Origin of the sequence: Streptomyces sp. NPDC058650, assembly GCF_042717315.1 — a bacterium.
GTDB lineage: Bacteria > Actinomycetota > Actinomycetes > Streptomycetales > Streptomycetaceae > Streptomyces.
In genome coordinates this window covers 1-1,758 of record NZ_JBHXRL010000049.1, presented here as the reverse complement: position 1 = coordinate 1,758, position 1,758 = coordinate 1, and the positions used below count along the sequence as shown (strand labels likewise).

The window sequence follows — 1,758 nt, the reverse complement described above, 5'->3', positions numbered from 1 at the left end:
CGTCTATACCTGACGCGTCACCGTGACTGCACGGCAGTACAGTCCGAAAGGTCCCACAACCCCGACCATGCAACCCCTGCCGGGTATCACACATGGCTCGGTTTAGCCTCTTCCGCGTTCGCTCGCCACTACTTACGGAATCACGGTTGTTTTCTCTTCCTGTGGGTACTGAGATGTTTCACTTCCCCACGTTCCCTCTACCCGCCCTATATATTCAGGCGGGAGTCACCAGGTCACCCAAAGGGCCTGGCGGGGTTTCCCCATTCGGAAATCCTCGGATCAAAGCTCGTTTATCAGCTCCCCGAGGCTTATCGCAGATTACGACGTCCTTCTTCGGCTCCAGATGCCAAGGCATCCACCGTTTGCTCTTAAAAACTTGAAAATCACATGAGATCGAATCGTGCAACACCACCCGAAGGCGATGCTGCGAAATTGACCAGTGAATACGCCAACAAGGACGCCCGAAGGCGACCCCTTGGCGATTCACCTTTTGTGAAACAGGACCGAAGTCCCGTTTCTAAGATGCTCGCGTCCACTATGTAGTTCTCAACAGACGGCCAGAACCCCCACACCCACCGAATCAAAACCATCGGCAATGTGAAGGCCTGCAAGAAACCATCACCCCCACGCCAAAGCGCGGGAAGTTGTCCGGCCCCTCAGGACCCAACAGCGTGCACGTACCCGACCGGCCGGCCCCCACCGTTCCAACCACTCCCCAAAGGAAACGGCGTACTAGGTCTGAACCATTCAGACGAGCACCTATGTCAATGTTCCACCCATGAGCTGCCAGCAGACACGTTCGGTCTGATCTGGCATGCCTGGACCACCAAAGTGGCCAGTGCTCCTTAGAAAGGAGGTGATCCAGCCGCACCTTCCGGTACGGCTACCTTGTTACGACTTAGTCCTAATCACCGATCCCACCTTCGACGGCTCCCTCCACAAGGGTTAGGCCACCGGCTTCGGGTGTTACCGACTTTCATGACTTGACGGGCGGTGTGTACAAGGCCCGGGAACGTATTCACCGCAGCGTTGCTGATCTGCGATTACTAGCGACTCCGACTTCATGAGGTCGAGTTGCAGACCTCAATCCGAACTGAGACCGGCTTTTTGGGATTCGCTCCGCCTTACGACATCGCAGCCCTTTGTACCGGCCATTGTAGCATGCGTGAAGCCCAAGACATAAGGGGCATGATGATTTGACGTCATCCCCACCTTCCTCCGAGTTGACCCCGGCAGTCTCATATGAGTTCCCACCATTACGTGCTGGCAACATACGACGAGGGTTGCGCTCGTTGCGGGACTTAACCCAACATCTCACGACACGAGCTGACGACAACCATGCACCACCTGTATACGAGTGTCCAAAGAGTTCCACATTTCTGCGGCGTTCTCGTATATGTCAAGCCTTGGTAAGGTTCTTCGCGTTGCATCGAATTAATCCGCATGCTCCGCCGCTTGTGCGGGCCCCCGTCAATTCCTTTGAGTTTTAGCCTTGCGGCCGTACTCCCCAGGCGGGGCGCTTAATGCGTTAGCTACGACACGGAAACCGTGGAATGGTCCCCACATCTAGCGCCCAACGTTTACGGCGTGGACTACCAGGGTATCTAATCCTGTTCGCTCCCCACGCTTTCGCTCCTCAGCGTCAGTTACGGCCCAGAGATCTGCCTTCGCCATCGGTGTTCCTCCTGATATCTGCGCATTCCACCGCTACACCAGGAATTCCAATCTCCCCTACCGCACTCCAGTCTGCCCGTACCC

Annotated in this window: 2 rRNA genes; both read right to left on the bottom strand. The window is 56.0% G+C overall.

Annotation, left to right across the window (positions count from 1 at the left end):
- Window positions 1–382, bottom strand: a 23S ribosomal RNA gene (locus tag ACFWWU_RS37130); the annotation flags it as partial.
- A 467-nt stretch (window positions 383–849) separates the two neighbouring features.
- Window positions 850–1,758 (bottom strand): 16S ribosomal RNA (locus ACFWWU_RS37125); the annotation flags it as partial.